This is a genomic window from Mesorhizobium sp. CNPSo 4684, from assembly GCF_057784315.1.
In genome coordinates, this window is record NZ_JBWLUX010000007.1 from 191029 (window position 1) to 214222 (window position 23194).

The 23194-nt window shown below is 63.3% G+C and carries 19 protein-coding genes; 7 read left to right on the forward strand and 12 right to left on the reverse strand.

The features are described 5' to 3' along the window. Positions 1 to 19 precede the first annotated feature (19 nt). The 3 genes from AC04SG_RS08675 to AC04SG_RS08685 form a co-directional block, all read right to left on the reverse strand. Positions 20 to 2506, reverse strand: coding sequence for an EAL domain-containing protein (locus AC04SG_RS08675; RefSeq protein ID WP_488550692.1), 2487 nt, complete (start codon positions 2504 to 2506; stop codon positions 20 to 22). A gap of 563 nt (positions 2507 to 3069) precedes the next feature. Beyond that, a complete protein-coding gene (locus tag AC04SG_RS08680; protein ID WP_488550710.1) occupies positions 3070 to 4269 on the reverse strand; it encodes an ABC transporter substrate-binding protein in 1200 nt (399 codons plus the stop codon). A 320-nt stretch (positions 4270 to 4589) separates the two neighbouring features. Continuing rightward, a complete protein-coding gene (locus tag AC04SG_RS08685; protein ID WP_488550693.1) occupies positions 4590 to 5342 on the reverse strand; it encodes an IclR family transcriptional regulator in 753 nt (250 codons plus the stop codon). A 304-nt stretch (positions 5343 to 5646) separates the two neighbouring features. On the opposite strand from AC04SG_RS08685, the gene AC04SG_RS08690 reads away from it, so the two are divergent. The 5 genes from AC04SG_RS08690 to AC04SG_RS08710 all read left to right on the forward strand — a co-directional run bounded on the left by AC04SG_RS08690 (position 5647) and on the right by AC04SG_RS08710 (position 10972). Continuing rightward, a complete protein-coding gene (locus AC04SG_RS08690; protein ID WP_142869019.1) occupies positions 5647 to 6624 on the forward strand; it encodes a Bug family tripartite tricarboxylate transporter substrate binding protein in 978 nt (325 codons plus the stop codon). Between the two features lie 241 nt (positions 6625 to 6865). Continuing rightward, complete coding sequence (locus AC04SG_RS08695; protein ID WP_488550694.1) at positions 6866 to 7402, forward strand: tripartite tricarboxylate transporter TctB family protein; 537 nt, start codon at positions 6866 to 6868, stop codon at positions 7400 to 7402. 4 nt (positions 7403 to 7406) lie between these two features. Continuing rightward, the gene (locus AC04SG_RS08700) at positions 7407 to 8930 is read left to right on the forward strand and encodes a tripartite tricarboxylate transporter permease (RefSeq protein WP_352585767.1); all 1524 of its coding nucleotides are present in this window, start codon (positions 7407 to 7409) and stop codon (positions 8928 to 8930) included. A gap of 15 nt (positions 8931 to 8945) precedes the next feature. Further along, positions 8946 to 10124 carry a CaiB/BaiF CoA transferase family protein gene (locus tag AC04SG_RS08705; protein ID WP_488550695.1) on the forward strand — a complete coding sequence of 393 codons (1179 nt, stop codon included), beginning with the start codon at positions 8946 to 8948 and terminating at the stop codon, positions 10122 to 10124. Further along, entirely contained in the window at positions 10121 to 10972 is an 852-nt protein-coding gene (locus AC04SG_RS08710) for a citryl-CoA lyase (RefSeq protein WP_488550696.1), read from the forward strand. Before AC04SG_RS08705 ends, AC04SG_RS08710 begins: the two co-directional genes overlap by 4 nt. Before the next feature lie 3 nt (positions 10973 to 10975). Here the strand turns inward: AC04SG_RS08710 and AC04SG_RS08715 are convergent, their stop codons facing one another. After that, positions 10976 to 11452, reverse strand: coding sequence for an NUDIX hydrolase (locus AC04SG_RS08715; protein ID WP_488550697.1), 477 nt, complete (start codon positions 11450 to 11452; stop codon positions 10976 to 10978). A gap of 122 nt (positions 11453 to 11574) precedes the next feature. Continuing rightward, positions 11575 to 11877 carry a hypothetical protein gene (locus tag AC04SG_RS08720; RefSeq protein ID WP_488550698.1) on the reverse strand — a complete coding sequence of 101 codons (303 nt, stop codon included), beginning with the start codon at positions 11875 to 11877 and terminating at the stop codon, positions 11575 to 11577. A gap of 196 nt (positions 11878 to 12073) precedes the next feature. Here AC04SG_RS08720 and AC04SG_RS08725 point away from each other — a divergent pair, with 196 nt between their 5' ends. After that, positions 12074 to 12652 carry an invasion associated locus B family protein gene (locus tag AC04SG_RS08725; protein WP_488550699.1) on the forward strand — a complete coding sequence of 193 codons (579 nt, stop codon included), beginning with the start codon at positions 12074 to 12076 and terminating at the stop codon, positions 12650 to 12652. A gap of 8 nt (positions 12653 to 12660) precedes the next feature. Here AC04SG_RS08725 and AC04SG_RS08730 read toward each other — a convergent pair whose 3' ends face one another. The 7 genes from AC04SG_RS08730 to AC04SG_RS08760 all read right to left on the reverse strand — a co-directional run bounded on the left by AC04SG_RS08730 (position 12661) and on the right by AC04SG_RS08760 (position 20850). Beyond that, complete coding sequence (locus AC04SG_RS08730) at positions 12661 to 13353, reverse strand: response regulator transcription factor (protein WP_488550700.1); 693 nt, start codon at positions 13351 to 13353, stop codon at positions 12661 to 12663. Continuing rightward, the gene (locus tag AC04SG_RS08735) at positions 13350 to 16076 is read right to left on the reverse strand and encodes a DUF4118 domain-containing protein (protein ID WP_488550701.1); all 2727 of its coding nucleotides are present in this window, start codon (positions 16074 to 16076) and stop codon (positions 13350 to 13352) included. The genes AC04SG_RS08730 and AC04SG_RS08735 overlap by 4 nt, the downstream gene beginning before the upstream one ends. 66 nt (positions 16077 to 16142) lie before the next feature. Next, a complete protein-coding gene (gene kdpC, locus AC04SG_RS08740; RefSeq protein ID WP_488550702.1) occupies positions 16143 to 16706 on the reverse strand; it encodes a potassium-transporting ATPase subunit KdpC in 564 nt (187 codons plus the stop codon). A 12-nt stretch (positions 16707 to 16718) separates the two neighbouring features. After that, entirely contained in the window at positions 16719 to 18812 is a 2094-nt protein-coding gene (kdpB, locus tag AC04SG_RS08745; RefSeq protein WP_488550703.1) for a potassium-transporting ATPase subunit KdpB, read from the reverse strand. A gap of 50 nt (positions 18813 to 18862) precedes the next feature. Next, positions 18863 to 19024, reverse strand: coding sequence for a hypothetical protein (locus AC04SG_RS08750; RefSeq protein ID WP_488550704.1), 162 nt, complete (start codon positions 19022 to 19024; stop codon positions 18863 to 18865). Between the two features lie 8 nt (positions 19025 to 19032). Further along, the gene (gene kdpA, locus AC04SG_RS08755; RefSeq protein ID WP_488550705.1) at positions 19033 to 20736 is read right to left on the reverse strand and encodes a potassium-transporting ATPase subunit KdpA; all 1704 of its coding nucleotides are present in this window, start codon (positions 20734 to 20736) and stop codon (positions 19033 to 19035) included. Positions 20737 to 20760: 24 nt separating this feature from the next. Next, complete coding sequence (locus tag AC04SG_RS08760) at positions 20761 to 20850, reverse strand: K(+)-transporting ATPase subunit F (RefSeq protein WP_488550706.1); 90 nt, start codon at positions 20848 to 20850, stop codon at positions 20761 to 20763. Positions 20851 to 21252: 402 nt separating this feature from the next. Between AC04SG_RS08760 and AC04SG_RS08765 the strand changes: the two genes are divergently transcribed. Then, on the forward strand, positions 21253 to 23046 hold the full coding sequence (locus AC04SG_RS08765) for an NAD(P)-binding domain-containing protein (RefSeq protein WP_488550707.1): 1794 nt from the start codon (positions 21253 to 21255) through the stop codon (positions 23044 to 23046). The last annotated feature ends 148 nt before the right edge of the window (positions 23047 to 23194 follow it).

The following is a 23194-nucleotide window of genomic DNA, read 5'->3' on the forward strand; positions in this document are numbered from 1 at the left end:
CCGGCGACGGCTTTTCTTGTCATCCGGCCTTGCGCAATTTTCGCGCAAGGCCGTTCCAACGATCTTTGTCCCTCCCCTTTGCCGGCCCCGCTGGATTCAGCAGCGTCATGGAGGCCTTGAAAGGTTGCGGTCTGGCTATCGCATAGCCTTGCGCATAGTCGACGCCGATGGTCTTCAGTGCCGCGATGATGCCGTCGCTTTCGACGAATTCGGCAATGGTGCGCTTGCCCATCACCTTGCCGATATGATGGATCATCTCGACCATGGCACGGTCGATCCGATCCTCCAGCATGTCCTTGACGAAGCTGCCGTCGATTTTCAGATAGTCGACGGGCAGGTGCTTCAGGTAGGCGAAGGACGACATGCCGGAGCCGAAATCGTCGAGGGCGAAGCGGCAGCCCAAGCCGCGCAGATCGGCAATGAAGCGCATGGCATTGGCGAGATCGGCGATGGCGCTGGTCTCCGTGATCTCCAGACAAATCATTTTCGGCGGAATGCCATAGGCAAGAAACTGCTCGCGCAGGAAGCCGAGGAAGGTCTCGTCGCCGAAGCTGGCGCCGGAAAGATTGATGGCACAAGTGGTGATGGGAGAGGCCGTTGGATCGGCGAGGCGCGCCGCCAGGACGCCGAAGGCGTTGCGCACGACCCAACGGTCGATCGACGGCATCAACCCATAGCGCTCGGCCGCCGGAATGAAGCTGGCGGGCGAGACGACGAGACCGTCCTCGTCGGTCAGCCGCAGCAGGATCTCGATATGCGCGCCGGCTTCTGCGGCCGCCTCGTTCAGCGGCCAGATCTCCTGGGCATGAAGCGCAAAGCGGTTTTCTTCCAGCGCGGCATGCAGGCGCTGAACCCAGGCCATCTCGCCGAAGCGTTCGCGCAAGGCGACATCGCTGTCGCTGTGCAGCTGAACCCGGTTGCGGCCTTTTTCCTTGGCCATGTAACAGGCGACATCCGCAGCCCGCAGGGTCTCTTCAAGCGTGATTTCGGCATTGGTGATCTGAACCATGCCGATGCTGACGCTGCTGTTGAAAGGCCTGGCCTCCCAGGTGAAATGCAGGTCCTGCACCGTTGCACGCAGGCGTTCGGCTATGTCGACAGCGAGATCCGGGCCGCAATCGAACAGCAGAACGCCGAACTCGTCGCCACCCAGCCGCGCCAGCATGTCGCCCGGCCGCAGCGCATTGCCGAGGAGAACGGAAATCTGCCGCAGCAACTGATCGCCGGCCGCATGACCACACGTATCGTTGACAAGCTTGAACTGATCGAGATCCAGGTACATCAGCGCGTGCTGGCGGGACTTGTGACGCAATTCGGCGATTTCCGACTCCAGCCGGCTTTCGAAGTCGTGGCGGTTGGCAAGTCCGGTCAGCGCGTCATGCGAGGCCTGCCAGGAGAGCCGCTCGATGTAGTCCTGCTCGCGAGTCATGTCGTGGAAAGCCAGCACTGCGCCAACCACATGGCCGGAAATGAGCAGTGGCGCGCCGGTCAGCGCCACGGGAATGACCGAGCCGTCGGCGCGCTGCAGCAGTTGCGGGCGGACGTTGGGGCGACGTGGCTCGCCAGCCAGCAGGCGTTCCGCCAACCCGAGTTCCTCGACGCCGGTGTCCTTGTCCAGCAAGCGGAACAGCGAGGCGATCGGCTTGCCCCTGGCCATGTGGAGCGAGTGTGCCAGCAGCCGCTCGGCGACGGGGTTCATGTAGTCCACCAGTCCGTCCGCTTGCGTGCTGATGACAGCCTGGCCGATCGAGGCGAGGGTGATCTGGGCGCGCTCGCGTTCGGCGTTGAGGGCGGATTGGAAAGCCCGGCGCTGCGTCAGCAGTTTGCGGGTGCGCCACACGGCGAGCAGGATGAGCAAGGAGGCTGTAACCAGGTTGGCAAGCGTCAGCACCATCTTGATGAAACGGGATCCCTCGCCGAGGCTGTCGGAGAAGGCCTTGGAAAGGGGGCCGATCAGATGGTTGAGTTGATGGATTTGGGCTTTCCAGGTGCTGATTTGCGCAGCCGAAACTGCCCCTTCCAAGAATCCTTGGTGGATCGTGGTGCCGAGCCGATCGATGTCAAGAATCATGCTGTCAGCGGCCGTCCAATGCTGGATGGCAATGTCGAGATAGCTCACCTTGCGGAAGTTCTGGAACAGCCAGATCAATCCCGTCAGATCGTCGGGGTGGTTGCCGCCTTGCAGGAAGCCGGCGCGGGCGGCGCTGATATCGGGTTCGGGTTGCTCGAGGGCAAGTCGAGCCGAACGATCGGCGAGCGGAACAGCGATGGCTCCGCGATACTCGTTGAAGAATTCTTCCTTGCCGGTTTCGGCATAGAGACTGAGAAAATAGATGGCCTGCTTCTGTCCCTTGGACCAGTGGCTCTCGCCGCCGACATAGGCGCGCACCGCCGAGAGCGTGTAGAGGCTGCCGCTGGCAACCAGGGCCTGGACAAGAACCACGAGGATGAATGGCCAGACCAGCCCAAGAAGACGGGGACTGGTGTCTGTTGGTGACAGCCTCATCAAGCTCTCATGGAAATGGCCATGGCTCCTCGCGAATTGCCTGCCGACCAGATGCCGACCCAGCGACGCCCTCTCCCGATGTCGCCTATATCCGGCGACGATTGACTGACTAGCCTACCGGCATTAACAGCAAATAAATTCTTCGGATACTTGCTTTCGGACTGGTTCGATTTCTGTAGAATTTGCTTGCGCGGAGTCAGGTGCACAATCTTTCGCAAAAATTGGGTTGTATTCGAGTAAATTACAAGAATACATTCGGTATCGGGATCTTGCAAGAGCGGGTGGAAACACCACGCAAACCGCACATGCTTGATCGCGTTGCGGAGCTTGGCCGCACTAGTGGATAAGATCAGACGCTTGGTACCCGCCGTGCAGGTCTCCCAAGGGCGGAAGGCAACCGCTGGTCTCGTCAATCCGAACCAGCAACTAGCGCCACGCGCCGACCTTCCCACTTTGGTGATCCACCGCACGAGGTCGCTCAACAGCGCCAATGAAGCTGGGCATCGGCAATGATCGGCATCGCCGCCTTGTGAAGTTGCATTGGCGCGAGGCCGTCGCTGACCTCAAATTGGCTGCTGAGGAACCGGTGCTTCCATGTTGTTGAAGGACATCGGGCCGAGGTACCCCTCAGGAGGCTGGCAACGTACCTCGACACCAACGAGATCGTCCCAGCCGTTGGTGATGATGTCTCTCGCCCTCTCCTGGTCCTTGAGGGTCGGAAATATCGGGTCGACATCGTACCCCTCGTGGTCGAGATGTCGGAGCCTTTCGCGCCAATCGATGGGGACCGATCCACTGCGCACGAGGTCCGCGAACCCGATAGGATAGCAATGGCCTTTCAACCAGGCGAGCTGCGCCTCGTCTGAATAAAGATACTCCATCCATAGCCGAGCAGCATTTGGATGCGGAGCATAGGCGCTGATCGCCTGGGCATAGACACCCGCAACGACGGCGGTCCTTGGCCTGATGACTTCGATCCTCGTTGTCCCTTTCAGGCGCTCGCGGTCACCCAGCGCGAGGTAATCCCAGCGAACGAGGATCGGCGTGCGGCCGTCAGCAAGCGTGTTGGCAGAGCCAATAATGGGAACGAAATTGCCCTTCTCATAGAGATCGGCGAAGAACTTCAGACCCTGATCAGCGGCTTCTTCGACATTGCCCGCCGCCGACAAGCCTGCGGCGAACACGCTCTGGACCGCTTGATTCGAAGAAATATTGCCGGCGAGGCCGACCGAGTTCCTATACTCCGGCGCGGCAAGATCCGCCCAATCCCGAGGCATCTTGGTGACTAGGTCAGCGTTGATCTCGAACGCAAGGACTCCGTAAAAGCCGCCATACCAATACCCTTGTGCATCCTTGGCCGCTTCCGGGATCGTGTCCCACGTTGACACTTTGTACGGCTGCAACAAGCCGTCTTCCTTTGCCGATGAGGCGAAGGACATGCCAAGGTCGACTATGTCCGGTGTTTGGGGGGCGGTCTTGCCTCGCCCTGCCTTGACCGCTTCTATCTGATCGGCTGAGCTGGCATGGGGCCGGAGTTCGTTGATTGTCAGACCGTATCTCGCCTTGAACCTGTCGATCACGACGCCGTATGCGCCCCAGTCGCGCGGCAACGCGATGACGGTAAGCTGCCCTTCTGCTTTGGCGGCTGCAACTAGGTCTTCCATCGCGTCGGCGGACGCTAGGGCGTCGCAAACCGACACGGCACCCGTTGATAGGGCGGCTCCAGCCAGACCTGCTGCCTTGAGTGCATCGCGGCGACTCATCGGTCGCTGACCAGCGGCAGTTTCAACCCTCATTGTGTGTTCGTCCGTTGATCCATGTTTCATGGTTCGTTTTCCTCCGTCGGCGTGCGTTCGATGCAAGTTCCTCCGCGTTGAACCTTGTTGGCATCGATCGCGGTTTTGAAGGTGGGAGCGAGCAGCGGGTTCGCGACATCCTCTGACCCATTATGGCATGTTGGGGGACTGCGCGATATGCGGTCGCACGAGCAAGGCGTAGATACCTGGAACCAAGCTGCGGCGATGACCACGGGACCCGGACGCACGTCCTTCCCTAGCCGGACTCTTATGTCAGGCCAGAACCACTAGGTGAGGTTGCCTGCCTTCACGCCTGCATGTTCGAGGGCTGAGGCATCCTCCCCGAAAGCGCGGGTGGCGCGGGCGGCTGCTTCCAGCAAAGCCGGCGTCATGCGGCGCAGAAAGGCCGGATCGACACGCGTCGATGGACCGGCGAGTGTCAAGGCGCCGAGCAGAACGTGCCCAGGTCCGAACACCGGCGCCGACACGCCCGCCGTCTCCGGGTCGCGGTCGCCGATCGACAGGTAGTAGCAGGTTTGGCGGATGGTCTCGTATGGCTCGCCCTGCTGGCCTGAAAACGCCGCCAGCACGCGGCCGCCCGAGCCGGAAAGCAATGGAAGCAGGTCGCCTTCTCGGATCGTATGGCGGATCGGATGCTTGGATTCGACGCGGTAGAGGCAGGTGCGGGCGTCGCCCGAGCGGACATAGAACGCCACGCTTTCCCAGCTGCGCTCGGCGAGATCGCGCATGATCGGCAACAGTATGTCGACCGCCACCACCGAGCGCTGGTAGAGCGCGCCGAGCCGAAAGGTGGCCGGCCCGATGCGGTAGCGGCCATCGTCGAGCCGCTCCAGCAACTGCCCGCGCAGCAACGATTTCGCCAGCCGCAATATGGTGCTCTTGTAGAGCCCGGTCCGTGCCGCGATTTCGGCCAGGCTGAGCGAGCGGTCGGTGGTGGCGAAAGCGTCGAGAATGGCGATCGCACGATCGAGCGCGGCAACGCCATCTGCCTGTAACGGCTGGGGTCGCGCCTCGGTCATCTCACGGACAGTCTCATGCCAGTTTACTCGCTCGGACTAGAGCGTTTCGCGTTTCACGGAAACAGCGAGCCACTCTATCTCTTTGTTTTTGCCCAATTCCTGTGGGAAAACCGATCACATTTTTCCTGGAATTGCTCTAGGCCGACCAAGCGATTGTGCCGCACATCTCTTGTTCTGTCTAGTAGAACGCCGTTCCTGTTGACAGAACGTATCGAAATCGGCATGAATTTTTGCCGAGCGGGTCTGTTTTCAGGCTACGTTTCTGGCAGGCACCGGAGGAGGTGTCGTGATTTGGAGGAATCCCATGCTGAACAGACGCAGATTTTTGATGAGCACCGCGGCCGCAGGCGCTGCCGGTTTCGTCGCAACGCATTTGACGCCCGCCTTCGCTCAGGATGCACCACAGATCCAGATTTTCGTGCCGGCCGCTCCGGGTGGCGGCTGGGACCAGACCGGGCGCACCATCGACCAGGTGCTGCGCAGTGAAAAACTGATCTCCGGCTCGCAGATCACGAATGTCGGCGGCGCCGGCGGTACGGTCGGCCTGCCGCAATTCATCAGCCAGTGGAAGGGCAAGGGCAACTCGCTGATGGTGGCCGGCATGGTCATGGTCGGCGCCATCATCGCCAACAAATCGGCCAACAACCTGTCCGAAGTGACGCCGATCGCCCGCCTCACCGGCGAGTTCGAGGCGCTGGTGGTGCCGGCGGATTCGCCGTTCAAGACCGCCGGCGATTTCGTTGCTGCGCTTAAAGCCGATCCGACCAAGGTTCCGGTGGCTGGCGGCTCGGCCGGCGGCTCCGACCACATATTGTTCGGACTGATCGCCAAGACGGTCGGGGTTCCGGCAACCAACCTTTCCTACGTACCGTTCGCCGGCGGCGGCGAGGCGCTGTCGGCATTGCTCGGCAACCAGGTTGCTGCCGGCATTTCCGGCTTCGGCGAGTTCTCCGAGCAGATCAAGGCAGGCGCGCTTCGGCTGCTGGCGATCTCCGCCGATAAGCGCCAGGACGGCATCGACGCACCAACCATGAAGGAAGCCGGCATCGATGTCGAATTGTTCAACTGGCGCGGCGTCTTTGCACCGCCCGGCGTGTCCGATGCCGACAAGGCGGCGATGGTCACGATGATTGAAACCATGGCCAAGAGCGACGCCTGGGCGACCGAGTGCAAGAACCGCAACTGGACGCCCATCCTTCTGACCGGCGACGACTACGCCAAATTCCTCGCCGACGACACCGCCCGCATCACCGCGATCCTCAAGGATCTCGGCCTCGCCTAACACTTATGGAGCGGTTCGCCGTTTCATGGAAACGGCGATCCGCTCTAACTTTTGTTTTAACGCAATTCCGGACGGGAGACCGCTTCACACTTTTCCTGGAATTGCTCCGGGGGCGGCGTCTCCAAGGAGACTTGGGCCGCCCCTTTCCGACTTTCGCCTGCGGCATGGACATATCATGCGGTGGGAGTGAAACTGCGGATGCGGCCGGCGGGAGGATGCCGGCCATTTTGGGAGGACATTGATGAGCAGCAGCGACCAGCAGCCGGCGCCCTCGCGCCTTGCCACGCCCGAATTGTTGATCGGCATCGGGCTTCTCGCCTGTGCCGCGGCCGTGGCGTGGCAGACCTTGGCGATCCCGGTGTCGCCGCTCTATTCCAAGGTCGGGCCGACCGTCTTTCCCTACATCACCATGACCGGCATGATCGTGCTTTCGCTGCTGCTCATCCTTGCCGCGGTGCGCGGTGGCTGGCAGCCGCAGGAGGAAAAGGAAACGCCGACCGACTGGAAGGCGATGGGCATCGTCGTTGCCGGCCTGGTCGCAAATCTGGTGCTGATCCAGCCGCTCGGCTTCACCGCCGCCTCCGTCATCATGTTCGTGCTTGTCTGTTACGGCTTCGGCAGCAGGCACACGCTGCGCGATGCGCTGACTGGTCTGATCCTGGCGCTGGCCGCCTATTTCGGCTTTGCCAGGGCGCTCGGCGTCAACATCGGCGCCGGCTTCATCGAAAACCAGCTGAACACGGTGATCGACGCGATCGTCACCACGTTGAGGGGCTGAAGCCATGGAAACGCTCGGCCATCTCGGACACGGATTTTCTGTCGCTTTCTCACCGATGAATCTGCTGTGGTGCCTGGTCGGCACCACGCTTGGCACCGCCATCGGCGTGCTGCCCGGCCTTGGGCCGGCGCTGACCATCGCGCTGCTCTTGCCGATCACCTACCAGGTGGCGCCGGAAGCCTCCTTCATCCTGTTCGCCGGCATCTATTACGGCGCCATGTATGGCGGCTCGACGACGTCGATCCTGCTCAACACGCCCGGCGAAAGCGCCACCATCGTCACAGCGCTGGAAGGCAACAGGATGGCCCGTTCCGGCCGTGGCGGCGCGGCACTGGCGACCTCGGCGATCGGCTCCTTCGTCGCCGGTACCATCGGCACGCTGGGCGTTGCCTTCCTGGCGCCGGTGGTGGTGAAGTTCGCGCTGGCTTTCGGGCCGGCCGAATATTTCTCGCTGATGGTGCTCGCCTTCATCACGGTGTCAGCTGTGCTTGGCTCGTCGTCGGTGCGCGGCCTCACCAGCCTGTTCCTCGGCTTTGTCATCGGCATGATCGGCGTCGACCTGCAGACCGGACAGCCGCGCTTCACCTTCGGCACGAACGAACTGCTCGACGGCGTCGATGTCATCATTGCCGCGGTCGGCCTGTTTGCCGTCGGCGAGACTCTCTACATGGCCTCGCGCCGCTATGCCGGCAAGGACGAGATCGTGCCGCTCAAGGGCTCGCTCTACATGACGGCAGCCGAATGGGGGCGCTCGTGGAAGCCATGGCTGCGCGGCGCCTTCATCGGCTTCCCGATCGGCGCCATGCCGGCCGGCGGCGCCGAAATCCCGACCTTCCTGTCCTATGCCATCGAAAAGAAGCTGTCGAAGCACAAGGAGGAGTTCGGCACGGTCGGCGCCATCGAAGGCGTTGCCGGCCCGGAAGCCGCCAACAATGCCTCGGCCGCCGGCGTGCTGGTGCCGATGCTGACGCTCGGCCTGCCGACCTCGGCAACGGCCGCGATCATGCTGTCGGCCTTCCAGAGCTACGGCATCAATCCGGGACCGCTGCTGTTGACGACGCAGGCCGATCTGGTCTGGGGCCTGATCGCCAGCCTGTTCATCGCCAACGTCATCCTGGTCATCCTCAACCTGCCGCTGATCGGGCTGTGGGTGCGGCTGCTGAAAATTCCGGCGCCGCAGCTCTATGCCGGCATCCTGGTGTTCGCGACCGTCGGCACTTACGGCATCTCGCAATCGCCGATCGACCTCGTCATCCTGTATCTGCTGGGAGCTGCGGGCTTCCTGATGCGGCGCTTCGATTTCCCGACCGCGCCGGTGATCATCGGCATGATCCTGGGGCCGCTCGCCGAAACCCAGTTCCGCCGGGCAATGACGATCTCGAATGGTGACTGGTCGGTGTTCTACACCCACAAGCTGTCGCTGGTGCTGCTGATTCTCGCCTTCATCGGGCTGGCCGGTCCGCATATCTGGGCCTTCATTGAGCATAGGCGCCGGCGTGGACCGGAGCATGTGCCGGGCGACGCCTGAGCGAACTGGAGCATCATGACCGATCTGCTTGCCGGCATCCGTGTTCTCGACCTGACCAATGTGCTGGCCGGGCCTTACTGCGCCTACCAGCTGGCGTTGCTCGGCGCCGACGTCATCAAGGTCGAGGCGCCGCAAGGCGGCGATCTGGCGCGCCAACTCGGCGCCTCGCCGGAGCTCAACAAAGCCGGCATGGGCGCATCGTTCCTGGCGCAGAACGCCGGCAAACGATCGGTGATGCTCGATCTGAAGAAGGAGGTGGATCGCGAGCGTTTCCTCGACCTGGTCGCCTCGGCCGATGCGCTGGTCGAGAATTTTCGCCCCGGCGTGATGGAGCGCCTTGGGCTCGGCTATGAGAAGCTTAAAGAGGTTCGTCCCGGTCTCGTCTATTGCGCGATATCGGGGTTCGGCCAGACCGGGCCGATGCGCGACAATCCAGCCTACGACCAGATCATCCAGGGGCTTTCCGGCATTATGAGCATCACCGGCACGCCGGAGACCGCACCCTTGCGGGTCGGTTATCCCGTCGCCGACACTTTGGGTGGACAGGTCGGGGCGTTTGCCATTGCCGCAGCACTTGTGAAGCAGAAGACCTCAGGCGAGGGCGCGTTTCTCGATGTCTCGATGCTCGAATGCACGCTGTCGGCGCTCGGCTGGCCGGTGTCCAACTACCTGACGGCCGGGGTCGAGCCAAAGCCAATGGGCAACGAGAACATGACGGCGGCGCCCTCCGGTGCATTCCGCACCGGCGACGGCCTGCTCAACATCGCCGCCAACAAGCAGGAGCAGTTCGTCACGCTCTGCCGGCTGATCGGCCAGCCGGAGCTGGCATCGGACCCGCGCTTTGCCGAACGCGAGACCCGCAAGCAGAACCGCGCGGCGCTTAAGGCGCTGATCGAGACGGCTCTGGCCAGCGCCTCGGCCGCCGCCTGGGAAGAAAAGTTCAACCGCGCCGGCGTGCCGGCGGGCCGGGTGCTGACCATCCCGCAGGTGCTGGGCGAGCGCCAGGTGACCGAGCGCGACATGACCACCCGCTTCCAGGGACTGCCCGGCATGGACCAGCCGCTGACCGTCGTGCGCGGCGGCTTCATGGTCGATGGCGCGGCACCCTTGCCGGTCCTGCCGCCGCCTGAGCTCGGCGAACACATGGACGAGGTTTTTTCCAGCCTGCCGCCGCGCACCAGGAGAAGCGCGTGAGCGAGGGGGAAAAAAAGACCGGCCGCGAGCGCGGTGAGGAATGGTGGCAGACCGGCATCATCGAGATGAGCCCGGGCATCATCCGGCTACGCGGCTATGAAATCCAGGATTTGATCGGCCGCGTCAGCTTTCCGGCTGTCATCTGGCTGATGCTGCGCGGCGAACTGCCAAGCGAGGAGCAGGCGGCGCTGCTTGGCATTGCGTTGGGGGCAGCAGTCGACCATGGGCCGCAGGCGCCGTCGATCGCCATTGCCCGCATGGCCATCACCTGTGGCGTCGGCATCAACAGCGCCATGGCCTCGGCGGTCAACGTGCTGGGCGACGTGCATGGCGGCGCCGGGGAACAGGCGCTGTCCTTCTATGGCGACATTGCCGTGGCGCTCGACGCGGGTGCGACGCTGGACGAGGCGGTCTCGGCGCGGCTCGGTCGCTTCTTCGCCGAGGAGGAGGGCTATGTGCCGGGGTTTGGCCACCGCTTCCATCCGATCGATCCGCGCGCGCCGCGGCTGATCGAGGTGACCCGCGATTTTGCCGCGCGCGGCGTCGTCAGCGGACGCTTCGCCGACATCGCCGAGGCGGTCGAGGCGGAGGTGGCGCGGCGCAAGCGCAAGAAGATACCGCTCAACATCGACGGCGCCACCGCCGTCATCTATGGCGAACTCGGCTTTCCGCCGCCGCTGACGCGCGGCCTGTTCGTGTTGTCGCGCTCGGTCGGCATCCTGGCGCATGCCTGGGAGCAGTCGCAGCAGAGCGACCGCAACAAAGGGCCGCTGCCGCGCGAATGGCTGTGGGCCTATACAGGCACGCCCGTGCGGCCGTTTCCCGCTGAAGGAGACGACGGCAAGTGAGGCTCAGGCCGGGTCCGGCACCGCTGGCTGCGTGGTCGCCAGGTTTGCCATCAATGTCGAAAGATCGGGCTCATCGATGAGCAACGCCGCGTCTTGCGGCTTGAGCCAGGCGCGCTGGCGGCTCTTGGCCTCTTGCCAGTTGGCCAGTTCCTCGGACACTTCGAGCAGGTAGACGACGACGTCGACGCGGACGAAACTGTTTTCCAATCGTTTCCAGTAGGAATAGCTGCCGGCCGGCGCCTTGCGGGTCTTGCCGAGCACGCCCGCCTCTTCGCGTGCTTCGATGGTGGCGGCCTTGCGCCCGCTCTTGCCTTTCATCGGCCAGCCCTTAGGCACGATGAAGCGCTTCGTTGCGCGCGACGTCACCAGCATCACTTCGAAATTACCGTCAGCGTCCAGGCGAAAGGGTATGGCTGCGACCTGGCGAATCCGCTCACCTCGCCTTGCCTTGCGCACCGCCTTTTTCTTCGTCGTCGCCATTTGCTGAAAACCCGGTCGACGGGCGCGCCGCCGCACGCCGCCTGCAAACCCCAAAAATGCCCGCGAGGCAATGAAGCATTTGTATTAGATAAGTCGACTAAGTAAATCGCAAGCGACCGATATCAACGGCAAACACGCACAATATGGTTGCCGACGATCTGAATCGGGCAAGCTTGCCTGACGATCGGCACTTCAGGGCGCGGCTGCGGCACGACCCGGCGGTCCTGGTCGCGATATTGCTGCTGCTGTTGCTGGAATTGCTGCCGTTGCAGGCTGTTGCGCAACTGCTGCAGCTCGTTCTGCTGGATCAGTCGGCTTGTGGCGGGATTGACGGCCTGCGTCGAGGCAGATTGCACCATGCCCGGCAGCGTCACCGCCGCCAGCATCGCCGACATCAGAATTGTCGATAAACGAAGCGTCGACATTCGTTCATTCCCGCACAGACATAGCCTCACTTCTATATAGGGCGTTCGTCCCGATCTGCCATGGGTTGCGAAATCGGTGGAGCCCGTGGCGGATGCGACCTGCCCTCACTTGACACAAAAGATCGAATGAACGCTCTATCGGGCGCGGTCCTTGAGCTCAATGGCGGCTGGCTCGAGGCACAATCGGGAGATATTGATGAAAAGCAGGCAAGTATATTTCGCAGCGCTACTGGGCAGCGTCTGTATTCTTGGCCCGGCGGCGGTCGCCGCGCAGACCAAGACCGACAAGGCAGCACCTGCCGCCGCTGCCACTGGCCCGACACTGCCTGGCGGCGCGTCGGCGCTGTCCGAAACCCATGGCGACTGGACGGTCAATTGCCAGATAACGGGGACCAATAAGGCCTGCAGCCTGTCGCATCAGCAGTTCAACAAGCAAACCAACCAGCGCCTGCTGGCAATAGAGCTGTCGAGCAAGAGCGGCGAGGATGCGGCCGGAACGCTGGCGCTGCCATTCGGCCTGGCGCTGGCCAAGGGCGTCAGCCTGACCATCGACGACCAGAAGCTGGATGGCAGCCTGCCGTTCAACACTTGCCAAGCGGTCGGCTGCCTGGTGCCGGTGACATTCGACGCCAGTGTCACGCCGCTGCTCAAGGCCGGTACCACGCTGAAGATCGACGCCTTCGCGGCCGACACCGGGCAAGCGGTGAGCTTCACCATCCCGCTCAACGGTTTCGGCGGCGCGCTGGCCCGGACGGCGGAATTGTCAGCTGACTGAGCGCCCGGTCACTCGACCTCGCGCAGCCGATACCCGACGCCGGTCTCGGTGGTGATGTAGCGTGGCTGGTCGGGCGACTTTTCGATCTTCTGCCTGAGCTGGCGGACATAGACCCGGAGATACTGCACGTCGGTCGAATCGCCCCAAACCTGCTTCAACAGGAAATGGTGGGTGAGAACCTTGCCGGCGTGCTGCACGAGAATGCGTAATATGTCGTATTCCTTCGGCGAGAGTTTTACCTCCTTGCCCTCGACCTTGACGATGCGCTTGACCAGGTCGACGCTGAGATCGCCGGTGTGGAAGACCGGCTTCTCGCCCTGTTGCTGGAATTTGTGGCGCAGCGCCACGCGGATGCGGGCGACCAGCTCGTTCATGCCGAATGGTTTGGTGATGTAATCGTCGGCGCCCAGTTCCAGTGCGGCGACGATGCCGGCCTCGTCGGTGCGGCTGGACAGGATGACCACGGGGACGTCGAGCCCGTCGTCGCGCCATTTGCGCAAGAGATCGAGGCCGCCCATGCCGGGCAGGCCGAGATCGAGCAGGATCAGCTCCGGCTTTTGCGTATCGACGATCTCGATCGCGGCTCTGGCGTTGGGCGCCTCGCTGACCGCATAGCCCTGGCTGCCGAGGCCGACGCGCAGCAGTTTGCGGATCGGCGGTTCGTCATCGACCACCAGTATGCTGACGTTGGAATTTGTCATGCGAGATCACCAGATGCTTGCCCGTCCGCGCTGATGCCGGGCGATTGTGCCGGCCTCGGCATGCGGATGGTGAAGACCGCGCCCGTGCGGTCGCTGCGGTTCGCCGCCGTGATCGTGCCCCCCATCGCCTCGATGAAGCCGCGGCAGATCGACAGGCCGAGCCCGGTGCCGGCCTGGACCTGGTCGCGTTTGCGCACCCGGTAGAAGCTGTCGAAGATCCGCTCCAGGTCGGCGGGTGGAATGCCCGGTCCTTCATCCATGACCTGCAGCACGACGGAGCCATTGGCGACCCAGCCCTGCACGCGGATGGTCGACCCCGGCGGCGCGTATTTTGCGGCATTGTCGAGAAGATTGAACAGCGCCTGCTCGAACAGGACGGGGTCGAGCTTCAGCATCGGCAGATCGGCCGGAATATCGACTTCGGTCTTGTGCCCGGCAATGATCTTGCGCGCCCGCTGCAAGGCCGAGCCGACGATGTCGCCAACATAGTGGGGAGCGAAATTCGGCTCCATGGCGCCGGACTCGATCTTGGTCATGTCGAGCAGGTTGGCGATGAAGCGGTTCAGCCGCTCCGATTCGTCGAGCACGGTGGTCAGCAGCTCGGCTCGATCGCTCTCGGGCAATGAGGGTGCGTATTCCCGCAGCGTGCCGGCCGCGCCCATGATGGCCGCAAGCGGCGTCTTCAGATCATGGGAGATTGAGGTCAGCAGCGCCGAGCGCAGCCGGTCGGCCTCGGCCGCCAGATTGGCGCGGTCGACATCGGCGACCAACTGAATGCGCTCGATGGCGACCGCCGCCTGGTCGGCCAGCGCGTCGAGCAGGCGCTGCTGCTCAGGCGTCAGCAGCGGCCCTTGCTTGTCGTTGTCGAGGCCTACGACGCCGATGGCGGTGCGGCCTGTCCGCAAGGGCAGATAGAGGCGCTTGGCGCCGGGCAGCGTGTCGGCGCCACGGCCGGCGGCACGGTTGTGCTCCCAGGCCCAGCGGGCGGCGGCGATGTCGGCCTCGGCGAGTGTGTCGTCGGGTGGATAGCCGGCCTTGACGGTGATCGTGCCATCTTCAGGCAAAAGCAGCACCACGCGCAGTTTCAGCATCGAGGCGATCTGGAAGGCGGTGGCCCACAGCACGTCGTCAAGCGTGCCGGCGCCGGCGAGCTTCTTGGAGAAGAGGTAGATATCCTCCGTCGCCCGGGCGCGTGAGCGGGCAGCGACCGCCTGGCGCTGCACGCGCGCCGTCAGATTGCTGGCGATGACGGCAACGACAAGGAAGACGGCGAGCGCGACAATGCTCTCCGGATCCCGGATGGTGAGCGTGTAGCGCGGCTCGAGGAAAAAATAGTTGAAGGCAAGGGCGCTGGCCACACAGGCATATAGAGCCGGCCACAGACCACCGGCCACCGCCGATGTCAGCACGCCGATGAGAAAGATGATCGCAAGATTGCGGACGTCGAGAAACTGGTCGAGCAGGGCGGCAAAACCGAGCGAGCCGGCAACGAAGGCCGTCGCCTTGAGATAGGGCCAGACATCGAACTGCCATTGCTCGTCCGCTGCCTTGACGTTCCGCGAGACCGCCTCGTTGCCGCGCTCGGTTCCCGAAATGACATGGACGCTGATGTCGCCGGCATTGCGGATGAGATCGTAGGTGAGCGAGCCTTCGATCAGCTCGCGCCAGCGCGACCGGGTTGGCCTGCCGACGACGATGTGGGTAAAATTGTTGGCCGTCGCGTGGCGGACGATGTCCTGGGCAACGTTCTGGCCCGGAATGGTCGTCACCTCGGCGCCGAGTTGCTCAGCCAGGCGCAGCAGCGTCGCCAGCCGGTCCTTGTCCTCCTCGGACATGGTGGCCGAACGCGGCGTGTCGACGTGGAGTGCCGTCCAGGGCGCGCGCAGCCGGTCGGCCAGCCGGCGCGCATAGCGGATGCGGGAGGCTCCGCCCGGACGCGAGTCCACGCAGACAAGCACCCTTTCGCCGGCCGCCCACGGACCCTGGATGGCATGCGACTGCATGTGGTTGAGCAACTGCTCATCGACGCGCTGGGCGGTGCGGCGCAGCGCCAGTTCGCGAAGCGCCGTCAGATTGCCTGATGAGAAATAGTTTTCGACCGCGCGTTGGGCGGTGTTGGGGAAATAGACCTTGCCTTCCTTCAACCGCTTGATCAGGTCGTCGGGGGTGAGATCGATGATCTCGATGTCGTCAGCCTGGTCGATGATGGAGTCGGGAACCGTCTCGCGCACTCGTACACGAGTGATCTGCGCTACGACGTCGTTCAGGCTCTCGACATGCTGGATGTTGAGCGTGGTGTAGACGTCGATGCCGCGGGTCAGGAGTTCCTGGACGTCGAGATAGCGCTTGGGGTGGCGGCTGCCGGGCGCATTGGTGTGGGCAAGCTCGTCGACAAGCACCAGCGCCGGACGGCGGGCGAGGATGGCGTCGATGTCCATCTCGTCCAGCACGCGGTCCTTGTAGCTGACCTTCTGGCGCGGGATGACCTCGTAGCCTTCGACAAGCGCCAGGGTTTCCTTGCGGCCGTGGGTTTCGACGATGCCGATCACCGCGTCGACGCCGTCGGCAAGCCTGGCGCGGCCGGCCATCAGCATCTCGTAGGTCTTGCCGACACCGGGGGCGGCACCGAGAAATATCCGCAGACGGCCGCGCTCTTCCCGCTCCGCATGTTCAAGCAGCGCGTCCGGAGAGGGTCTGTTGTCGTTGCTTCTGTCGTCCGGCATCAGGCTCGATCATGAACGGCGCCGGGGATGCTGTCGATCCCGGCGCTAGGCTTCAAAGACTGTCTCTCACTTGGTATCGTCCAGCGCCAGGTTGAGCGCCAGCACATTGACGACCGGCTCGCCGAGGAAGCCGAGTTCGCGGCCTTCGACATGGCTGTCGACAAGCGCCTTGACCTTGGCTTCGTCGAAGCCCCTGGCCTTGGCCACCCTGGCGACCTGGAAATAGGCGGCGTCAGGGCTGATGTCGGGATCGAGGCCGCTGCCGGAGGTGGTGACCAGGTCCATCGGCACCGGCTGGTTCGGATTCTCCGCCTTCAGCTTGTCGGCGTCACCCTTGATGCGGTCGATCAGCTTGGGGTTGGTCGGGCCGAGGTTGGAGCCACTCGAGGCGGTGGCGTTGTAGCCGTCGCCGGCAGCCGAAGGGCGGCCATGGAAATATCTGTCGCCGGCAAAGCCCTGGCCGATCAGTTCGGAGCCGACGACCTTGCCGTCCTTCTCGATCAGGCTGCCATTGGCCTGGTGCGGAAACAGCGCCTGGGCGATGCCGGTCATCCCCAGGGGATAGACCAGGCCGGTCAGGATGGTGAAGAAGACGATCATGATGATCGCGGGTCGTATCTGGGTGAGCATGGACGTGTTTCCTTAAGCGAGGCCGAGGCCGGTGACGATCATGTCGATCGCCTTGATGCCGACGAAGGGAACGATGATCCCGCCGAGGCCGTAGACCAGCAGGTTGCGGCTGAGCAGGGCGCCGGCGCCGATGGCGCGGTATTTGACGCCTTTCAGCGACAGCGGGATCAGCGCGATGATGATCAGCGCGTTGAAGATGATGGCCGACAGGATGGCGCTTTGCGGTGTCGCCAGGTGCATGATGTTGAGCGCGTGCAGCGGTCCGGTGGTCTGCCCCGGCGCGACGTAGAAGACGGCGAACATCGCCGGGATGATCGCGAAGTATTTGGCGACGTCGTTGGCGATCGAGAAGGTCGTCAGCGAGCCGCGCGTCATCAGCAGCGCCTTGCCGATCTCGACGATCTCGATCAGCTTGGTCGGGTCAGAGTCGAGGTCGACCATGTTGCCGGCCTCGCGGGCGGCGACCGTGCCGGTGTTCATGGCGACGCCGACATCGGCCTGGGCAAGGGCGGGTGCGTCGTTGGTTCCGTCGCCGCACATGGCGACAAGTTTGCCCTTGGCCTGTTCGTCGCGGATCAGCTTCAGCTTGTCCTCCGGCGTTGCCTGGGCAAGGAAGTCGTCGACGCCGGCTTCCGCCGCGATCGCTGCCGCCGTCATCGGATTGTCGCCGGTGATCATCACGGTGCGGATGCCCATCTTGCGCAGTTCGGCAAAACGCTCGCGAATGCCGCCCTTGACGATGTCCTTGAGGTGGACGACGCCGAGCAGGCGGCCCTCACGCTCGACCGCCAGCGGTGTGCCGCCCGACTTGGCGATCTCATCGGCGATCGTCTGGAGATCCTTGACGGTGTCGCTGCCGGGGCGCACGCCATGGGTGGCCGATGTCGACTGGTTGACATAGGCGAGAACCGAGTCGACGGCGCCCTTCCGCACCGACGAGCCATCGATGTCGACGCCGCTCATGCGGGTCTGGGCGGTGAAGGGCACGAAGGTCGCATGCAAGGTCGCCATGTCGCGGGCGCGGATGGCATATTTCTCCTTGGCCAGCACGACGATCGAGCGTCCCTCCGGCGTCTCGTCGGCCAGCGAAGCGAGCTGCGCCGCATCGGCCAGTTCCTGCTCGGTTACCCCTTTGACCGGGCGGAATTCGGTGGCCTGGCGGTTGCCGAGCGTGATGGTGCCGGTCTTGTCGAGCAGCAGCGTGTCGACGTCGCCAGCGGCCTCCACGGCACGACCGGACATGGCCAGCACGTTGAAGCGCACGAGACGGTTCATGCCGGCAATGCCGATGGCCGACAGCAGGGCGCCGATGGTGGTCGGGATCAAGGTGACGAACAGCGCGACCAGCACGGTCACCGAGATATAGCCGCCGGAATAGGAGGCAAAGCTCGGGATCGTCGCGGTGGCGAGCACGAAGATCAGCGTCATTCCGACGAGCAGGATGTTGAGCGCGATTTCGTTGGGCGTCTTCTGGCGGGCAGCGCCCTCGACCAGCGAGATCATGCGGTCGAGGAAGGTGTGGCCGGAAGCGGCTGATATGCGCACGCGGATCCAGTCGGACAGCACCTGCGTGCCGCCGGTGACCGCCGAACGGTCGCCGCCGGATTCGCGGATGACGGGTGCGGACTCGCCGGTGATCGCCGCTTCGTTGACAGAAGCCACGCCTTCGATCACTTCGCCGTCGGACGGGATGATGTCGCCGGCTTCGACCAGCACGATGTCGCCGACCTTCAGGCTGGTGCCGGGCACCAGCTTGAATTTGGAGCGGTCCTCGCCGGCAAGCAGCTTGGCCTGCGTCTCGGTGCGCGCCTTGCGCAGCGAGTCGGCCTGCGCCTTGCCGCGGCCTTCGGCAACGGCTTCGGCGAAGTTGGCGAACAGCACGGTGAACCACAGCCAGATGATGATCTGCAGGGTGAAGCCGAAATCGCCGCCACCGGTGAAGCGATCCCTGACGAAGAGGACCGTGGTCAGAGCAGAGACGATGGCGACGACGAACATCACCGGGTTCTTGACTAGGGTGCGCGGGTCGAGTTTCCTGAAGGCGCCGCCGATGGCGGGCCACAGGATGCTGGCATCCATGATGACAGCGGATTTGGACTGGCTCATTTGGTGGCTCCAGTATCTGAAATGTTGGGCGGCACCGAGTGGTCGGATGCCTAAAAGAGATGCGGCGGCCCATAGGCCAGCAGCCAGATCACGATCATGACTGCCGCGAGGCCGAGGAAGGTGGACACGCTGGGGAAGGGAGGGGGAGTTTCCTCTCCCTCGGTGCCGGCTCGCGGCCGGCCCTTCCTGCGCTTGAGGTTGAACCAGGACATCACCAGCCTCAGAACGTCTGCCCGTTGATGGCAGCCAGGTGCTCGACGATCGGTCCGATCGCCAGTGCCGGGAAGAAGGTCAGGCCGACGACGATCAGAATGACGCCGACGAGCAGGCCGACGAACAGCGGACCATCGGTCGGGAAGGTGCCGGCCGAGGCAGGCACCGTCTTCTTCGCCACCAGCGAGCCGGCAATGGCGAGCGCCGGGATGATGACCAGGAAGCGGCCCATCAGCATGGTGATGCCAAGCGTGATGTTGTACCAGGGCGTGTTGCCGGAAAGGCCGCCAAAGGCCGAGCCGTTGTTGGCAGCCGCCGAGGTGTAGGCATAGAGAACCTCGGAGAAGCCGTGCGGCCCGCCATTGGCCATCGAGGCCACGGCGCTTGGCAGCACCACGGCGATGGCGGTGAAGGTCAGCATCGCCAGCGGCAGGCACAGGATGGCGAGCATCGCCATCTTGACCTCCTTGGCTTCGATCTTCTTGCCGAGATATTCCGGCGTGCGGCCGACCATCAGGCCGGCAACGAAGACGGCGACGATGATGAACATCATGATGCCGTAGAAGCCGGCGCCGACACCGCCGACGATGACCTCGCCGAGCTGCATGTTGACCATCGGGATCAGGCCACCGAGCGCCGTGAACGAGTCATGCATGGCGTTTACGGCGCCGCAGCTTGCTGCCGTGGTGATGACCGCGAACAGCGCCGATGCGACAATGCCGAAGCGGCTCTCCTTGCCTTCCATGTTGCCGCCGTCGATGCCAAGCGCGTGAACCAGCGGATTGCCTGCGGCTTCGGCCCAGTAACAGATGGCGATGCCGGCGATGAACAGCACACCCATCGTGGCCAGGATCGCCCAGCCCTGGCGCTGGTTGCCGACCATGCGACCGAAGACGTTGGTCAGCGCCGCGCCCAGCGCGAAGATCGTCACCATCTGGATCAGGTTGGAGATAGCATCCGGGTTTTCGAAGGGATGCGCGGCATTGGCGTTGAAGAAGCCGCCGCCATTGGTGCCGAGCATCTTGATGGCGACCTGCGAGGCAACGGGGCCGAGCGCCAGCGTCTGCTTGGCGCTTTCCAGCGTGGTGGCGTCGACATATGGCCCGAGCGTCTGCGGTATGCCGAGCTTGACATAGACGAGGGTGAGCACGATGCAGAGCGGCAGCAAGATGTAGAGCGTGCAGCGGGTCATATCGACCCAGAAATTGCCGATCGACTTGACCGAGTGCCGGGCGAAGCCGCGGATCAGCGCCACCGCAATGGCGACGCCGACAGCCGCCGACATGAAGTTCTGCACGGTCAGGCCGGCCATCTGCACGAGATAGGACATCGCGCTTTCGCCGCCGTAATTCTGCCAGTTGGTGTTGGTGACGAAGCTGACGGCGGTGTTGAAGGCGAGGTTGGGTTCGACAGCGGTTATGCCCGCCGGATTGTAAGGCAGTACGCCTTGCAGGCGCTGCAGGAAGTACAGCACCAGGAAGCTGGCGAGACTGAAGAAGATGATGCCTGCCGAATAGGTCGTCCAGTGCTGCTCCTCGCGTTCACTGGTTCCCGAGATGCGATAAAGGCCGCGTTCAACCGGGCCAAGTATGGGCGAGAGAAAGGTGCGATCGCCGTTGAAGACGCGATACATGTAGCCGCCGAGCGGCTTCACCAGCAAAACGACGATCCCGCAATAGACGAGGATCTGTATCCATCCGTTGAGAGTCATGAGAATAGCTTTCCGTGCCTTGCGTCAGAAGCGTTCTGGGCGAACGAGGGCGTATGTCAGGTAGACGAACAGGAACAAGGTCACGCCGCCACCGAGGATGTAATCGACAAGCATGGTGTGATCTTTCCGCTTAAAGAGCGTCGCAGGCTCTGATGTAGGCAAGGGAAAGTGCGAAAAACAAAACGTCGATCCCGATGACGACAGTGTCCATTGTGTTGGTCCTTGCTTCTGCTTTATTTGGCGCCGGCTGCTGGCGAGCCAGAAATTCCATGAGAACGACCCGCCGTACCTCGATCGGTCACGACGGTCGGAGCGTTTTGCTCGGAATGGAATATGGACCCGACAGCCATAAAGGTTCGAGACGGGCCGCGGAGGAAAGATATAAAATTCCTATAAAGATTTCGCGCCAGCGGGCTCGATTCCGGGTCGCTCAAAAACCGATGTCTTGATATCGCGGCCCCCTTGCGGCGGCGCCGTCTTTCGAAACAATGAGAGCGCAAAACAAGGGAAGAAAAGATGCTTAACATGGCCCCATCGAAACAGGCGGCGACATGGCTTTCCGCTCTTGCGCGGGCGCTGGAAGCAGACGACATCGAGGCGGCCGCCAACCTGTTCGTCGACGACTGCTACTGGCGCGATCTTCTGACCTTCACCTGGAACATCACGACCATGGAAGGCCGCGACGCCATCCGCGACATGCTGCAGGCAACGCTGGCGACGGTGAAGCCGTCACACTGGACCCTCTCCGGCGAGGCGACCTCGGACGAGGGTACTGTCGAGGCCTGGTTCACGTTCGAAACCTCTGTCGCGCGTGGCGAAGGGATCTTGCGGCTTCGGGATGGCCGCTGCCGGACCTTGTTCACGGCGATGCGCGAGCTCAAGGGGTTCGAGGAACAAAAGGGGCCGGCGCGGCCGCTCGGTATTCGTCACAAGGCCGATCCGGCGCGGGAGACCTGGGCGGAGTCGCGGGCGCGCGAGACGCGCGACCTCGGCGCCGCCGAGCAGCCCTATTGCCTGGTCGTCGGCGGCGGCCAGGGCGGCATCATGCTCGGCGCGCGGCTGAGGCAGCTCGGCGTGCCCACCATCATCATCGAGAAGAATGCGCGCCCCGGCGATTCCTGGCGCAACCGCTACCGCTCGCTCGTCCTGCACGATCCGGTCTGGTACGACCATCTGCCCTACATTCCGTTCCCCGAGAACTGGCCGGTGTTCACGCCCAAGGACAAGATGGGCGACTGGCTGGAGATGTATACCAGGGTGATGGAGCTCAATTACTGGGTCGCCACCAAATGCGTCAGCGCCAGTTATGACGAGGCCGAGAAGGTGTGGACGGTGGTGGTCGACCGCGTCGGCCGGCACATCACGCTGAAGCCGAAGCACATCGTCTTTGCCACCGGCGCCTACGGTCCGCCACGGAAGATCGCGCTGCCCGGCGCCGAGACTTTCAAGGGCGAGCTCTTGCATTCCAGCCAGTATGCGAGCGGCGAGAAATTCCGCGGCAAAAAGGTCGCGGTCATCGGCGCGGCAAGCTCCGGCCATGACGTCAGCGTCGACCTCTGGGAGAGCGGCGCCGACGTCACCATGATCCAGCGTTCGCCGACGACGGTGGTGAAGTCCGACACGCTGATGGAAGTCGGTTTCGAAATCTTTTCCGAGAAGGCCCTGGCGCGCGGCATCACCACCGACAAGGCCGACATGATCGTCGCCTCAACGCCATTCGCGCTGGTGCCCAAGGGCCAGCGGGACCTCTACGAGGTGATCAAGGAACGCGACGCGGCGTTCTACGACCGCCTGCGCGCTTCAGGCTTCGCCATCGATTTCGGCGACGACGAGACCGGGCTGTTGATGAAGGCCTACCGCACCGGCTCCGGCTACTACATCGATGTCGGCGCCTGCGAGTTGATCATCAACGGCGAGATCAAGGTGAAAAGCGGCGTCGGCATCAAATCGCTGACGCCGACCGGCATTGCCTTCGACGACGGCAGCGAGTTGGCGGTCGATGCGATCATCTCGTGCACCGGCTATCATTCGATGAACGAGACGGTGGCGGCGATCGTCTCGCGCGAGGTCGCCGACAAGGTCGGGCCATGCTGGGGCCTCGGCTCCGGCGTCAAGGGCGATCCCGGCCCGTGGCAGGGCGAGCTGCGCAACATGTGGAAGCCGACAGCGCAGGACGCGCTGTGGTTCCACGGCGGCAACCTGGCGCTGTCGCGGTTTTATTCGAAATATGTGGCGCTGCAGATCAAGGCGCGGATGGAGGGGATTGAAACGCCAGTTTATGGGGCGGTGAGTAATTCGGGGCGCTGCTGATCTCCCCCCTTGAGGGCAGGGGAATCGCAGATAAGTTGATTGGCTCTTGCCAAGTAGGAAAAGAGGGATTCTTGAGAGGCTTTCTCGCTACAGAGGAGGCCGCGGTGCCGTTGATTATGTCTATCCTGCGAGAGGTTCGAGATCCGCG

Coding starts and splice junctions, on each gene's coding strand:
- AC04SG_RS08675 (WP_488550692.1), bottom strand. CDS start 2,506: ATGAGGCTGTCACCAACAGACACCAGTCCCCGTCTTCTTGGGCTGGTC.
- AC04SG_RS08680 (WP_488550710.1), bottom strand. CDS start 4,269: ATGAGTCGCCGCGATGCACTCAAGGCAGCAGGTCTGGCTGGAGCCGCC.
- AC04SG_RS08685 (WP_488550693.1), bottom strand. CDS start 5,342: ATGACCGAGGCGCGACCCCAGCCGTTACAGGCAGATGGCGTTGCCGCG.
- AC04SG_RS08690 (WP_142869019.1), top strand. CDS start 5,647: ATGCTGAACAGACGCAGATTTTTGATGAGCACCGCGGCCGCAGGCGCT.
- AC04SG_RS08695 (WP_488550694.1), top strand. CDS start 6,866: ATGAGCAGCAGCGACCAGCAGCCGGCGCCCTCGCGCCTTGCCACGCCC.
- AC04SG_RS08700 (WP_352585767.1), top strand. CDS start 7,407: ATGGAAACGCTCGGCCATCTCGGACACGGATTTTCTGTCGCTTTCTCA.
- AC04SG_RS08705 (WP_488550695.1), top strand. CDS start 8,946: ATGACCGATCTGCTTGCCGGCATCCGTGTTCTCGACCTGACCAATGTG.
- AC04SG_RS08715 (WP_488550697.1), bottom strand. CDS start 11,452: ATGGCGACGACGAAGAAAAAGGCGGTGCGCAAGGCAAGGCGAGGTGAG.
- AC04SG_RS08720 (WP_488550698.1), bottom strand. CDS start 11,877: ATGTCGACGCTTCGTTTATCGACAATTCTGATGTCGGCGATGCTGGCG.
- AC04SG_RS08725 (WP_488550699.1), top strand. CDS start 12,074: ATGAAAAGCAGGCAAGTATATTTCGCAGCGCTACTGGGCAGCGTCTGT.
- AC04SG_RS08730 (WP_488550700.1), bottom strand. CDS start 13,353: ATGACAAATTCCAACGTCAGCATACTGGTGGTCGATGACGAACCGCCG.
- AC04SG_RS08735 (WP_488550701.1), bottom strand. CDS start 16,076: ATGCCGGACGACAGAAGCAACGACAACAGACCCTCTCCGGACGCGCTG.
- kdpC (WP_488550702.1), bottom strand. CDS start 16,706: ATGCTCACCCAGATACGACCCGCGATCATCATGATCGTCTTCTTCACC.
- kdpB (WP_488550703.1), bottom strand. CDS start 18,812: ATGAGCCAGTCCAAATCCGCTGTCATCATGGATGCCAGCATCCTGTGG.
- AC04SG_RS08750 (WP_488550704.1), bottom strand. CDS start 19,024: ATGTCCTGGTTCAACCTCAAGCGCAGGAAGGGCCGGCCGCGAGCCGGC.
- kdpA (WP_488550705.1), bottom strand. CDS start 20,736: ATGACTCTCAACGGATGGATACAGATCCTCGTCTATTGCGGGATCGTC.
- AC04SG_RS08760 (WP_488550706.1), bottom strand. CDS start 20,850: ATGCTTGTCGATTACATCCTCGGTGGCGGCGTGACCTTGTTCCTGTTC.
- AC04SG_RS08765 (WP_488550707.1), top strand. CDS start 21,253: ATGCTTAACATGGCCCCATCGAAACAGGCGGCGACATGGCTTTCCGCT.